Source organism: Chitinophaga deserti, from assembly GCF_003149455.1.
In the GTDB taxonomy this organism is placed as follows: Bacteria; Bacteroidota; Bacteroidia; order Chitinophagales; family Chitinophagaceae; genus Chitinophaga; species Chitinophaga deserti.
This window is the reverse complement of sequence record NZ_QFFK01000016.1, coordinates 33,231-44,369: the sequence shown is the minus strand read 5'-3', so window position 1 is coordinate 44,369 and position 11,139 is coordinate 33,231. Positions and strand designations below refer to the sequence as shown.

At 51.3% G+C, this 11,139-nt stretch carries 12 protein-coding genes; 6 read left to right on the top strand and 6 right to left on the bottom strand.

The annotated features are described in order from the left end of the window. Position 1 precedes the first annotated feature (1 nt). Both DEV76_RS25030 and DEV76_RS25025 read right to left on the bottom strand, forming a co-directional pair. A complete protein-coding gene (locus DEV76_RS25030; RefSeq protein ID WP_109700701.1) occupies positions 2-1,342 on the bottom strand; it encodes a Gfo/Idh/MocA family protein in 1,341 nt (446 codons plus the stop codon). Positions 1,343-1,375: 33 nt separating this feature from the next. Continuing rightward, positions 1,376-2,404 (bottom strand): Gfo/Idh/MocA family protein, encoded by a 1,029-nt coding sequence (locus DEV76_RS25025; protein WP_109700700.1) that lies wholly within the window; start codon positions 2,402-2,404, stop codon positions 1,376-1,378. A 411-nt stretch (positions 2,405-2,815) separates the two neighbouring features. Between DEV76_RS25025 and DEV76_RS25020 the strand changes: the two genes are divergently transcribed. Genes DEV76_RS25020 through DEV76_RS25005 form a run of 4 tightly spaced genes read left to right on the top strand, consistent with a single transcriptional unit; the run spans position 2,816 to position 7,370 of the window. Then, a complete protein-coding gene (locus DEV76_RS25020; protein ID WP_109700699.1) occupies positions 2,816-4,069 on the top strand; it encodes an Nramp family divalent metal transporter in 1,254 nt (417 codons plus the stop codon). A 24-nt stretch (positions 4,070-4,093) separates the two neighbouring features. Next, entirely contained in the window at positions 4,094-5,110 is a 1,017-nt protein-coding gene (locus DEV76_RS25015; protein ID WP_109700698.1) for an NAD-dependent epimerase/dehydratase family protein, read from the top strand. A gap of 23 nt (positions 5,111-5,133) precedes the next feature. Further along, complete coding sequence (locus DEV76_RS25010; protein WP_109700697.1) at positions 5,134-6,171, top strand: dihydrodipicolinate synthase family protein; 1,038 nt, start codon at positions 5,134-5,136, stop codon at positions 6,169-6,171. 8 nt (positions 6,172-6,179) lie between these two features. Beyond that, the gene (locus DEV76_RS25005) at positions 6,180-7,370 is read left to right on the top strand and encodes a M20 metallopeptidase family protein (protein WP_109700696.1); all 1,191 of its coding nucleotides are present in this window, start codon (positions 6,180-6,182) and stop codon (positions 7,368-7,370) included. A 61-nt stretch (positions 7,371-7,431) separates the two neighbouring features. Here the strand turns inward: DEV76_RS25005 and DEV76_RS25000 are convergent, their stop codons facing one another. Then, a complete protein-coding gene (locus tag DEV76_RS25000) occupies positions 7,432-7,659 on the bottom strand; it encodes a helix-turn-helix domain-containing protein (RefSeq protein ID WP_109700695.1) in 228 nt (75 codons plus the stop codon). A 163-nt stretch (positions 7,660-7,822) separates the two neighbouring features. On the opposite strand from DEV76_RS25000, the gene DEV76_RS24995 reads away from it, so the two are divergent. Beyond that, the gene (locus DEV76_RS24995; protein ID WP_109700694.1) at positions 7,823-8,062 is read left to right on the top strand and encodes a hypothetical protein; all 240 of its coding nucleotides are present in this window, start codon (positions 7,823-7,825) and stop codon (positions 8,060-8,062) included. Positions 8,063-8,184: 122 nt separating this feature from the next. Here the strand turns inward: DEV76_RS24995 and DEV76_RS24990 are convergent, their stop codons facing one another. Both DEV76_RS24990 and DEV76_RS24985 read right to left on the bottom strand, forming a co-directional pair. After that, positions 8,185-8,919, bottom strand: coding sequence for a hypothetical protein (locus DEV76_RS24990; RefSeq protein ID WP_109700693.1), 735 nt, complete (start codon positions 8,917-8,919; stop codon positions 8,185-8,187). A gap of 90 nt (positions 8,920-9,009) precedes the next feature. Continuing rightward, positions 9,010-9,363 (bottom strand): winged helix-turn-helix transcriptional regulator, encoded by a 354-nt coding sequence (locus DEV76_RS24985; RefSeq protein ID WP_109700736.1) that lies wholly within the window; start codon positions 9,361-9,363, stop codon positions 9,010-9,012. 98 nt (positions 9,364-9,461) lie between these two features. On the opposite strand from DEV76_RS24985, the gene DEV76_RS24980 reads away from it, so the two are divergent. Next, on the top strand, positions 9,462-9,884 hold the full coding sequence (locus DEV76_RS24980; RefSeq protein WP_109700692.1) for a DUF6194 family protein: 423 nt from the start codon (positions 9,462-9,464) through the stop codon (positions 9,882-9,884). A gap of 9 nt (positions 9,885-9,893) precedes the next feature. Here the strand turns inward: DEV76_RS24980 and DEV76_RS24975 are convergent, their stop codons facing one another. Next, positions 9,894-11,102 (bottom strand): NAD(P)-dependent oxidoreductase, encoded by a 1,209-nt coding sequence (locus tag DEV76_RS24975; protein ID WP_109700691.1) that lies wholly within the window; start codon positions 11,100-11,102, stop codon positions 9,894-9,896. Positions 11,103-11,139: the final 37 nt, after the last annotated feature.

Sequence of the window (11,139 nt, the reverse complement as noted above, 5' to 3'; positions counted from 1 at the left end):
TTTATACGGTAGGTTCCCAGCCCGGCTGGTAAGCCCGTTTCCATAATTTCTGCGCTGCCGCATTGTTTTTGATCCGTCCGTTAGAAGGGTCTGTATGCAGGGTGCTGCCGGTGCGCAGGGCGATGTTGCCCAGCTGGCAAAGCAGTGTGCTCTGATGACCGCTCAGGATGTCGCTATTGAGCCTGGAGCCGTTGCGGATGGCGTCAAAGAAATTCTGGAAGTGAAGGGCATCCAGCGCTTCTGCAGGGTTGGTAAGGTTGCGCGCATCGATCTTCATATCATTCTTCACATCTTTCACCACTTTATTATCGAGGTCGTAAATGGTATAGGCATTCCCGTCAATCAACAGCGATCCTTTCTCTCCATAAAACAACACACCCGCAGAATTCCCTTCCACCGGTTTGCCATTACAGCTGCGGCCTTCCCATACCATGCCGGAATTGTTATCAAACTCCAGGTTGATGACCTGTGTATCCGGTGTTTCCCAGTCATCCTCATACCGGTAACGGCCACCGGAAGACGATACCTTTACCGGATACTCCACTCCCATTCCCCAGCGCAGCAGATCGATCATATGCGTGCCATTGTTCAGTGCTTCTCCCGTACCCCAGTTCCAGAACCAGTGCCAGTTGTAGTGAATAAGGTTATCGCGGAAAGCCTTGCGCGGAGCAGGGCCCTGCCAGAGATCGTAGTTGAGCCAATCGGGCACTGCAGATTCTTTCCCCCTGCCGATAGACTGGCGGTTATTGGTATACCATCCCTTCCCGAAATAAGCACGGCCGATGGAGCCGTCTTTCACCTCCTGAATCGCTTTGATGACATTGGGCCATGACCTGCGCTGGTTGCCCATCTGGATGACGGTCTTATATTTCTTTTGTGCTGCCACAAGCAGTTCTCCTTCATGGGGATTGTGGCTGCAGGGCTTTTCGAGGTATACGTGCTTCCCGGCTTTAGCGGCCAGTATAGCAGCGGGCGCATGCCAATGGTCTGGCGCAGCTACAATAAGCGCGTCCATATCCTTCTGTTCCAGGGCTTTCCTGAAATCGGGAATATCAACAGGTTTCTTTTTCTGGATATCTTCTACTTTGGCAATGCATTTTACCGTGGCGCGGCTATCCACATCAGAGATGGAAACCACTTCGCAATTGGGTTGTTTTGCATAGTTCTGGGCCAGTGCCAGTCCACGTGCATTCACCCCCATTACGCCAACGCGGATGCGCTCATTTGCGCCAATAATGGAGGCATAGCTTTGGGCGGAGAAGCCGGGTAATATACCACCGGCAGCGATAAGGGCTGTGCCTTTCGCCGTATTCTTCAGAAATGATCTGCGGGATTTTTCCATGAGATAGCAATTATGTGGGTAGAAGGAATATGATTAACGTTTGTGTTTATTTGCTTTTTTGAACATGGCCTCAATCGTGACGGAAGCTCCTTTCCGGCGCTTACTCTCATCAGCTGCATCCATAAAGGCGAGAATCTCCAACGTGGCCTCGCGGGGTACCGGTGATATGCCCGTCCGGAAGAAATCTGCTATGCGCAGCAGCAACGGTTCATAGCCTTTATATGGACCGAGGGCTGCAATACCCTTTTCCCCGAATGCCGTGCCTCCATAATCCTGCTTACCTCCGCGGATACCCCTGAAAGTACCGATCCTCCCTCCTTCCCAAACGCCCGTTACCACATCGGCATCCGGCGTACTGATCCGGGAAACCGACTGGCAGCCGGTGCCCATAACGGTAAAGAGTGTTTCCACGCCATGGATGCCGTACCAGTAAAGATCGGGGTGCGTTTTCTCCAGGGCACAGGGGCTGTATGCATCTGCACCCATTACTTTCCCGATTGAGCCTCCGGCTACTGCCTGTGCATTATCCATATAGCGGAGTGAGGATGCGGAGAAGATGGCGGCGTTATGTTTTTCCGCGAGGTTGAATATTTCGATGCCTTCGGCGAGCGTGGCAGAAAGGGGCTTATCGATGAACACTTTCTTACCCGCCTGTATGGCTGGCAGTGCCTGGCGGAGATGAGGGCGGCCGTCGTTGGACTCTACCATTACCACATCAGATTGCCGGAGCAGTTCTTCCATGGAGGACACCATCTCCACACCGAGTTTCTTCAGTTCTTCCACAAACCCGGGCAGGCGTTTCTGGTTGTTTTCTATATCCGGACTGGCTTCCGGCAGGGCGGCAACGATTCTGAAGCCTTCCAGTCCGGGAGTAACCACGTCTTTATTGAAACTTTTGGCGAATGCCACGGCATGTGAAGTATCGCACCCGATGATGCCGATGCGTACCGGGTTGGCGTTAAGGGCCATGGCACGAAGGGAGCTGCTGGCGGTAAGTCCGGTGGCGATGCCTGCGGCGGTGATGGACTGTAGAAACTGTCTGCGGTCATAGCGATGCGTCATGTGGAATTAGATCTTTAATGCGTTTGAGATGGTTGATACCCGTAGTTCCCGTTACTTTCGGGTACGTACCCGTCATGTGTCCTAAAAAATGGTTGAACCTTCAACCTGCGTGGTAAAATTCCGGTAATTACCGGGTACGCACCCGGAAGTTAGGCAATTATATCTGAAAAATGCAAGGAAAGAGGGCAAGAGAAAAAATATTTGGCCCTCCCACTATATTAAGGACACCGCTTGTTTAAAATATGCTTTCCTGCTGAAAATAATTTGCATTATCCGGTTAATCCATGTACTTTCGGGTACGTACACGAAATTATTTCACGTTATTCTTAAACGCTTTACTATAAAGAGATACAAGCTACGTGTACGCACCCGTAAAATAACAACCAGGTCAACTCATAAATTAAACGTTTTATGGAAGAATCAACAGCCGCCGCGCGCCCTTCTGTTTCAGCACCTTCCGCCAGCCGCGGCAAAGCATGGCTGCAGGCTATTGGGCCGGGGCTCATTACTGCCGCGCTTGTATTCGGCCCCAGTAAGATCACCATTGCCTCCATGATGGGTGCCAAATATGGATATACCCTCCTCTGGCTGGTGGTAGTCGCCATCTTCTTCATGGTCATTTTCGCCGTAATGAGCGCAAGGATAGGGATTGCTACCAGCGAATCCGTCCTGGTAACCATTGGCCGCAAATGGGGGAAAGGAGCACGTATCGCCATCGGTGTGGGGGTATTTCTTGTATGTGCCTCGTTTCAGGCGGGTAACTCCATCGGCATAGGAATCGCAATTGGCGAAGCCACACAAACGTCTTCACAGATCTGGGTAGTGGTATTTAACGTGATAGCCATGATCATGCTGTTCTTCCGCAGTTTCTACAAATCACTGGAAAAAGTCATGATCGGGCTGATCGGACTGATGCTTCTCGCCTTCTGTACCACCTTCTTCTTTACAAAACCTTCCCTTTCCGCAATGGCCTCAGGTATGGTAATACCCACATTGCCGGAAGGCTCCCTCCCGCTCACCATCGCTTTCATCGCTTCCTGCTTCTCGATTGTGGGGGCCATGTACCAGGCCTACCTCGTACAGGAGCGTAAACGTATTAACCCGCTGGCTAAGCAAACCGGCCGGGAAGCCATCCCGGGGATGGTCATCCTGGGAATACTGGCTGCCGTGGTAATGTCGTGCAGTGCTGCGGTGTTACACAGCCGTAATATCAATGTCACCAAGGCAACCGACATGGCCCTTGCACTGGAGCCCATCTTCGGCAACTTCGCTTCCGCCCTGTTCCTGTCGGGCCTGTTCGGCGCATCCTTTTCCGCCATGATCGGAAACGCGGCACTGGGTGGCACGCTGCTGGGCGATGCACTGGGCTTCGGAGGTTCCCTGCAATCGGGGAAAGTGAGGATACTCATTGGTATCATCATGGCCCTCGGCGCCATTGTAGCCATTTCATTCGGGAAGCTGCCACTGGAGCTGATCGTGCTGGCACAGGCGGTTACTATTTTCATCGTGCCTTTCATCGGCGTAGCACTTTACCTGATTGCCAATGATGAAAAGATTATGGGCCCGATGAAAAATTCCGTTTACGTGAAATTCTTCGGCGCACTGGGCCTCCTCTTTATGTTCATCCTCGCCGCCAGCAACATTAAAACTTTATTCTTCTCTTAAAAATCACTTTGCAAACAATACGACATGGACACAATATTCTCAACTGTTGAAGAGCTGCTGAAGCCTTCCGAAGCATTGGTGGCAGACATTGCGTGCCTCGAAGGCGATATTCTTATCCTTGGTGTGGGCGGCAAGATCGGTCCCAGCCTCGCAAAACTGGCTAAACAGGCCGTAGATGCTTCCGGTGTTCCCCGCAGGGTAATAGGCGTTTCCCGCCTTTCTGAACCGGGACTCCGCGAAGAACTGGAAGCCGCAGGTGTGGAAGCCATCGCCGCAGACCTGATGAATGAAGCCGAACTGGCGGCGCTGCCTGATGCAAAGAACGTACTCTACCTTGCAGGCACAAAATTCGGCACCACCGGTAAAGAAGCCTTTACCTGGGCCATGAATGCTTACCTGCCGGGCCGTGTGGCTGAGAAATACCGCAATTCTAAGATCGTGGTTTACTCTACCGGCAACGTTTATCCGCTGGTACCGGTATTTTCCGGCGGTGCAGATGAAAGCATGGCGCCCGGTCCTGTAGGGGAATATGCACAGTCCTGCCTCGGCCGTGAACGCATCTTCGAGCACTTCTCCCAGCAATATGGTACCGAACTGCTTATTTACCGCCTCAACTATGCGAACGATCTCCGTTATGGCGTGCTCCTCGAAATCTGTAAATCCGTAGTAAACGAGTCGCCTATCGACCTCCGCATGGGCCATGTGAACGTGATCTGGCAGGGCGATGCCAATGAGTATGCGCTCCGCTCTTTCCTGCATACTGCCGCCCCGGCCAAATATCTCAACATCACCGGTCCGGAAACTGCAGCCGTACGCTGGATAGCAGAAGAATTCGGCAAACTGGCCGGTAAAACACCGCAGTTTGTAAACGAAGAGGCAGAAACCGCATTGCTTAATAATGCCGCAGAAAGCTTCCGCCTGTTCGGTTACCCGAAAGTTACCCTGCGCGACATGATCCGCATGACGCTCGAGTGGTACCAGTCCGGCGGCGCCACCATCAAAAAGCCCACCCATTTCCAGACCAGAACCGGTAAATTCTAACACCTAATATCCGCTTTCATTATATGGACGCATCCGTCAAATCATTACTCTACAGCGGTACTGTGATTCCCGCCCACCCGTTGGTACTTACGGAAGACAGGCAGCTGGATGAAGCCCGCCAGCGCCGCCTTACCCGTTATTACATAGCCTCCGGCGCAGGTGGTGTAGCTGTAGGCGTACACACCACACAATTCGAGATCCGCTGGCCGCAATACAACCTCTATGAGCGCGTGCTGCGCCTGGCTGCAGAAGAAATCGACAAAGCGAAGCTGGACCGCCCTTTCATTAAAGTAGCCGGTATCGCAGGGCCTACGGAACAGGCTGTTAAAGAAGCCCATATTGCTAAAGGACTTGGTTACCATATCGGTCTGGTAAGCATGGGCGGACTGAAAGATTATTCCGAAGACCAGCTCGTGCAACACGTAGCAGCCGTAGCGGAAGTAATTCCTGTTTTCGGATTTTATCTCCAACCTTCTGTAGGAGGTCGTATATTGAGTTACGATTGCTGGCGGCAACTGGCCGACATTCCCAATCTGTTCGCTATCAAAACCGCACCCTTTAATCGTTACCAGACGCTGGACGTGTTCCGTGCCGTATGTAACTCGGAACGCAGGGATGAGATAGCGATGTATACAGGGAACGATGATAACATTGTGGCCGACCTGATGACAGTATACCGCCTGCCCGTGAACGGTAAAATTGTGGAGAAGCGGTTCGCCGGTGGGTTATTGGGTCACTGGTCGGTATGGACCAGCAACGTGGTACAGCTTTTTGACCGTATCAGGGCAAATCCGGATGATACTGACCTGCTCAGCACCAACATTGCCGTTACGGACATGAACGCCGCCCTTTTTGATCCCTCCCACTCCTTCAAAGGTTCCATTGCAGGGCTGCATGAAGTATTGAGAAGGCAGGGGCTTATCGAAGGTACCTGGTGCCTGAGTGATCATGAAGTCCTATCACCCGGACAATCAGAAGAAATCACCCGTGTGATAGCTGAATACCCGGAGTTGACAGACGATGCTTTTGTGCAGGCCTTCCTTGAAAAAGATAACATCTGATTACATATATGCTGAAGGAAAAGATCCGGGATATCGCCCGCAGTTTACAGGACAAGGCCGTAGCCACGCGCCGTCATCTGCATGCACACCCGGAACTCTCGTTCGTAGAAGAAAATACCTGCGCATTCGTAGCCGGTAAACTGGATGCACTGGGCATCCCCTGTCAGAAGATGGCCAATACCGGCCTTGTAGCCCTGTTGCAGGGCACTAAAGGCCCGTCTGACCAGGTAGTGGCCCTCCGTGCCGATATGGACGCATTGCCCATTACAGAGCTGAACGATGTACCCTATAAATCGCAGAACCCCGGTGTTATGCATGCCTGCGGTCACGATGTACATACTACTTCTCTGCTGGGCGTAGCTGAGATATTGCAGCAACTGCGGCATACTTTCTCCGGAACGGTGAAATTCATTTTCCAGCCCGGAGAAGAATGTATACCCGGTGGTGCCAGCCTGATGATTGCCGAAGGCGTATTGCAGAACCCGGCACCTGCCCGGATACTGGGGCAGCATGTGATGCCGGAGCTGCCTGTAGGTAAGATCGGCATTCGACCGGGAAGATATATGGCCAGTGCAGATGAGATCTATATTGAAGTTTACGGGAAAGGCGGCCATGGCGCCATGCCCCATACTACTATTGATCCTGTCATCATCGCCAGCCACATGATCCTCGCATTCCAGCAGATCGTGAGCCGCAATGCCGATCCCACTATGCCCTCTGTGCTCTCCATCGGGAAAGTACTCGCAGAGGGAGCGCACAATGTAATCCCTGATAAAGTGATCATAGATGGTACCTTCCGTACGCTGGATGAAACATGGCGCTTCGATGCGCATGAACGCATCCGTAAAATGGCACACTCCATTGCGGAAGGAATGGGTGGCAGTTGTGAAGTGAACATCCGAGTGGGGTATCCTGTACTGATCAATCATGAAGCGCTCACCGCGGAAGTGCGGGCGCTCACGGAAGAATATATGGGAGCAGAAAATGTGGTGGATCTTCCTATCTGGATGGCGGCAGAAGACTTTGCATCCTATTCTCAACAGGCAGATGCATGTTTCTACCGTTTAGGCGTACGTAACGAAGCCCGGGGCTTCACTTCAGGGTTACATACCGCTACATTCGATGCAGACGAGCAATCCCTCGAAATCGGTGCAGGGTTAATGGCATGGCTGGCGCTCCGGTCGTTAGGCGCATCCTGACTGAATACTGCATTAAAGCATATTTCAACCGGCTGCATCCCAGATGTAGCCGGTTTTTTCTTTACAGATCCCGCAATAAATCACTGAGTGAGATGCCGAGTACTTTAGCGATGGCACTGAGCGTGCTGATAGATACATTTACCTGCCCGGTATCGATCCGGTGGATCTGGGCATGGCCAATACCGGCGTAATCCGCGAATTCGCGGTTGCTCAAACCAGATTGTTCACGCAGTTCTTTGAACCGCGTGCCAAGGGCTTTAAGCAATTTAACGTCCCGGATTTCATTCATCCGGCCAAATTGAAGAAAAGTGCAAAATATATTGACCTCGTATGTGATGCATCGTGTATTTTTTCACTTATCTTGCTGTAAATCTGTAGGTACCCAGGCCCCGGAAACTGCTTAAAGCGCCACTTTTTTTTTAAGACATCCCCTGTTCACTAAAAACAATTAAATGGAGCAAACCCCAGCCGAGATTTTACAAATCGTCCTCGAAAAGTTCATTAACAGTCTTACGGAAGATGACATTACACATATCTCCATCAGCATCATTGGCCCGGAATCTATTTTCCTCCCGAATCTGCAGCGCCAGGTAGTCAGTTCAGGTAACGGGCAGTCTGTTATACAACATCTCCAACCACCAACCCTTATCCCTGCAGACATCCAGCTCCGGTACGATGACCGGAAAAAATAACCCGGTAAAGCTATTTCACCGGTACTATATTTCTGCTGGGCATTCCCCCATCAATCCTTACCGGTCATAAAAAAAGCCCCCCGGAATGAACCGGAGAGCTACAATATTTTATATCCGCTGGTTTATTTACCAGCTACAGGGACCGGTGCGGTATTCTTTCTAAGTACTTCCAGCAGCAACCCTCCAAAGTCCGGGTGCATCTCGGTAATTCTGCCGGTATTGAAGCTGAGCCCAACTGTGCCGGGTGGCGGCACCATCCCTCCCAGCCCGAAGCCGGATACGGAGTAATATGTGGCCAGCCGGTCTTCTTTTCCCGTGATCGTCAAATGCGCACCACCAACACCTCCCTTACTGAGTTTCAATTCACTGCCCTGCGGTGTTTCATATCGCAGCCATCCATTGGCAGGGATGTCCTTTTCTTCACCGTTTACCTTCACCGGCATGGGCTTTCCCTTGTTTCCAAACAAATAGACCACATTCCGCTCTTTTCGCGCCTCGTTCCTCTCTGCTGCTGCGGCGGATGCATAATATAAATCCAGTATCAGCACAGGCTGTGTGGAATCGGTATCTGTAAACGACTGCAGTATGAATGCATTCGCTCCGGTTTTCCGGCTTTTCATCAGGCAGCCCAGCCAAAGTTCATACAGCGTTTTACCCCCATTCATTGCGGTACCACGCGCCTGCAGTGTTGCCACATAGGCAAGTCCGGCAGTATCCTCGTGGGCAGACCAGTAATAAAAGTCCGGTTGTTTCCCGCTTTTCCGGAAGGTTTCTGATTGGCGGAGGAATTCCATTTTCTGTGCAAAAGCCTGGGAGGCAAAGAGGAAGATGCAGCTAAAAAGGTAAAGGGATCTCATATTGAGAATTTATACCAAAATAAGAAAAACCCGCAGTTTCCTGCGGGTTAAAGAATTATACGTGATAACATGGAACAGATGGCAGGCTGCTTATGTGGTTTCCCTGGTAAGTGAACGGGTATAATTTTGCATGGCCCACGACTGTATTTCCACCAGCACCGGTTTCAGGGACTCTCCTTTCCCTGTGAGGGTATACTCCACCGTTGGTGGTACGGTAGGGTATGCTTTGCGGGTAATGATGTGCTTCCTTTCCAGTGCTTTCAGCTCCCGGGCCAGCATCCGGGTATTGATGCCGGTTATGCAACGCTCCAGTTCCGTAAACCGGAGTGTTCCGCTCATAAGGGCATTTACGATAGACATGGTCCATTTACCGGAAAGTAAGTCCATCGCTTCCTGGAACGGACAAGGCTCCGGATTTATTTTTGGCTTCAAATGCTTATCCATGCTGAATGCTTTAATCCGTGTCACTAGGTGACGGGAAGGTAAGTACTTTTCAAATGTAATTCATCACCCTAACTTTACACGCTCAAACTACAGGGAATATGTCAGTACATCAGATTGAACAATACATTTCATCGAACCTCCCGAACGTAACGCGCATGGAGCATGGCGGGTACATCTTCTATTTCTACGCATCGGAACAAGCCCTGCCGGTGGCGACTATTGCCTTATCCGATAATGAATACGACAATATCTCCGGCCTCTCCCGCGAAGGCGTGTACAGGGTTAACATAGGCATAAGGAAGGATACGTTTACCGCACTGTTCCCCGATCCTGATGAAGAAAAGGATTACACGGCATTAAACCGCTTCCTCCCCCATCCGCATTATGCGGCACAGTATTACATCTGTATCCTCAACCCGGAGGGCCAACAAATGACAGATACCCTCCAGTACATTGAAGAGGCATACAGCATCGCCAAACAGAGGTTTGAACGTAAGCAGGCGAAGAACAAGGATAATTAACCGCAGGATTTACTCCCCTTTCGCATAGTCAGCCATATAAGCGTAGCGGTCGGTAAGATGGCCGTTATCAGTGATAGTGGCTTTGGTGATCATTTCGCTGCCTCCATTCACCAGATCATCGAACACGTACTTCATGAGATGGTCGCCGAAGAACTGGGAGGCGTCTCTGGGAAGCTCGTTGGGTAGATTGCCTACGCACATCATGGTAACACCTTCGGCATCGTAAGGCGCTATCTTTTCACGCTCTTTGCGATGCACACCGTATACCGGATCTTCTATTGTGGCATCTCCGAGATTACAGGGTACAGAACCGCCCTGGTCGTCGGTAATATCGGCAATCACCTGTATGCGGAAGTTATCTTTGGCGAGATCGTCCCAGGTAAATAACGGGGCAATATCCTGATCCCAGTAAATACCGTTCATGAGGATATCTGAGCAGGTAACGAACGGCAGGAATTTGCAGTCGTACAGCTCCGGATGGTTATGAAAATCTTCCCGGCTGTAGGTTTTGTCGGACCGGCGGAGGTAAAGCTCACCGGCTTTGAGCTGGGTGTATACGGGATAGGCGTATTCGTTGATAAGGAACTCTTCCGGCGGGATGTATTTGATGCCCAGCAGTCCCATCACTTCCAGTATACCTGCAGTTACCCTGCCCGATCCTGTGGTTACAATCTTAACTGGTGGCAGTTTTACGCCGAAGTAATGGGTGATCAGCTCCTGGAAGTCGTGGCATTCATGTACCCGCTTGAAGTTGAACAGCCCGGTACGGCGCCCAAATTCGAGGAGGCCGTTATGCGCGCCTACCACACCGGCGAAGAAACCGAAACCAAGGATGCGCTGCCCGTCAGGATGAACGAGGCACTCATAGTCGATCAGCGTGATCTTGCGTTCCATAATGGTTTGCAGCATATGCTGGTTTTGTGGCTGCAGCTTTTTGGTGTGGGAGAAGAACAGGTAGGTTTTGCCGGGGAGCAGCTTTTCAACCGGTACTTCTTTGATGCCCAGCAGGGTGTCGCATCCGGAAAGATCTTCACTGACGTTGATGCCCGCGGCGCGGTATTCATCGTCTTTGAAGCTGCGGTGCGGCGATGGCTGAACGGTGATTTTTACGGTGGGGTAATTGGAGAGGATCCATTGGCATTGTTGGGGGGTAAATGCAACGCGGTTATCTTGCGGAATCTTTTCTTCCCGGATCAATCCGATGTGTAAGGAAGTCATGTTTGTTTCGTGGATTGTTTCTTGGTGTTTGAATCGA

What these genes read in the sequence shown, in the direction of transcription:
- DEV76_RS25005 (WP_109700696.1), top strand. Translation starts at nt 6,180, where the DNA reads ATGCTGAAGGAAAAGATCCGGGATATCGCCCGCAGTTTACAGGACAAG.
- DEV76_RS25020 (WP_109700699.1), top strand. Translation starts at nt 2,816, where the DNA reads ATGGAAGAATCAACAGCCGCCGCGCGCCCTTCTGTTTCAGCACCTTCC.
- DEV76_RS24990 (WP_109700693.1), bottom strand. Translation starts at nt 8,919, where the DNA reads ATGAGATCCCTTTACCTTTTTAGCTGCATCTTCCTCTTTGCCTCCCAG.
- DEV76_RS24985 (WP_109700736.1), bottom strand. Translation starts at nt 9,363, where the DNA reads ATGGATAAGCATTTGAAGCCAAAAATAAATCCGGAGCCTTGTCCGTTC.
- DEV76_RS24975 (WP_109700691.1), bottom strand. Translation starts at nt 11,102, where the DNA reads ATGACTTCCTTACACATCGGATTGATCCGGGAAGAAAAGATTCCGCAA.
- DEV76_RS25000 (WP_109700695.1), bottom strand. Translation starts at nt 7,659, where the DNA reads ATGAATGAAATCCGGGACGTTAAATTGCTTAAAGCCCTTGGCACGCGG.
- DEV76_RS25010 (WP_109700697.1), top strand. Translation starts at nt 5,134, where the DNA reads ATGGACGCATCCGTCAAATCATTACTCTACAGCGGTACTGTGATTCCC.
- DEV76_RS25030 (WP_109700701.1), bottom strand. Translation starts at nt 1,342, where the DNA reads ATGGAAAAATCCCGCAGATCATTTCTGAAGAATACGGCGAAAGGCACA.
- DEV76_RS25015 (WP_109700698.1), top strand. Translation starts at nt 4,094, where the DNA reads ATGGACACAATATTCTCAACTGTTGAAGAGCTGCTGAAGCCTTCCGAA.
- DEV76_RS24995 (WP_109700694.1), top strand. Translation starts at nt 7,823, where the DNA reads ATGGAGCAAACCCCAGCCGAGATTTTACAAATCGTCCTCGAAAAGTTC.
- DEV76_RS24980 (WP_109700692.1), top strand. Translation starts at nt 9,462, where the DNA reads ATGTCAGTACATCAGATTGAACAATACATTTCATCGAACCTCCCGAAC.
- DEV76_RS25025 (WP_109700700.1), bottom strand. Translation starts at nt 2,404, where the DNA reads ATGACGCATCGCTATGACCGCAGACAGTTTCTACAGTCCATCACCGCC.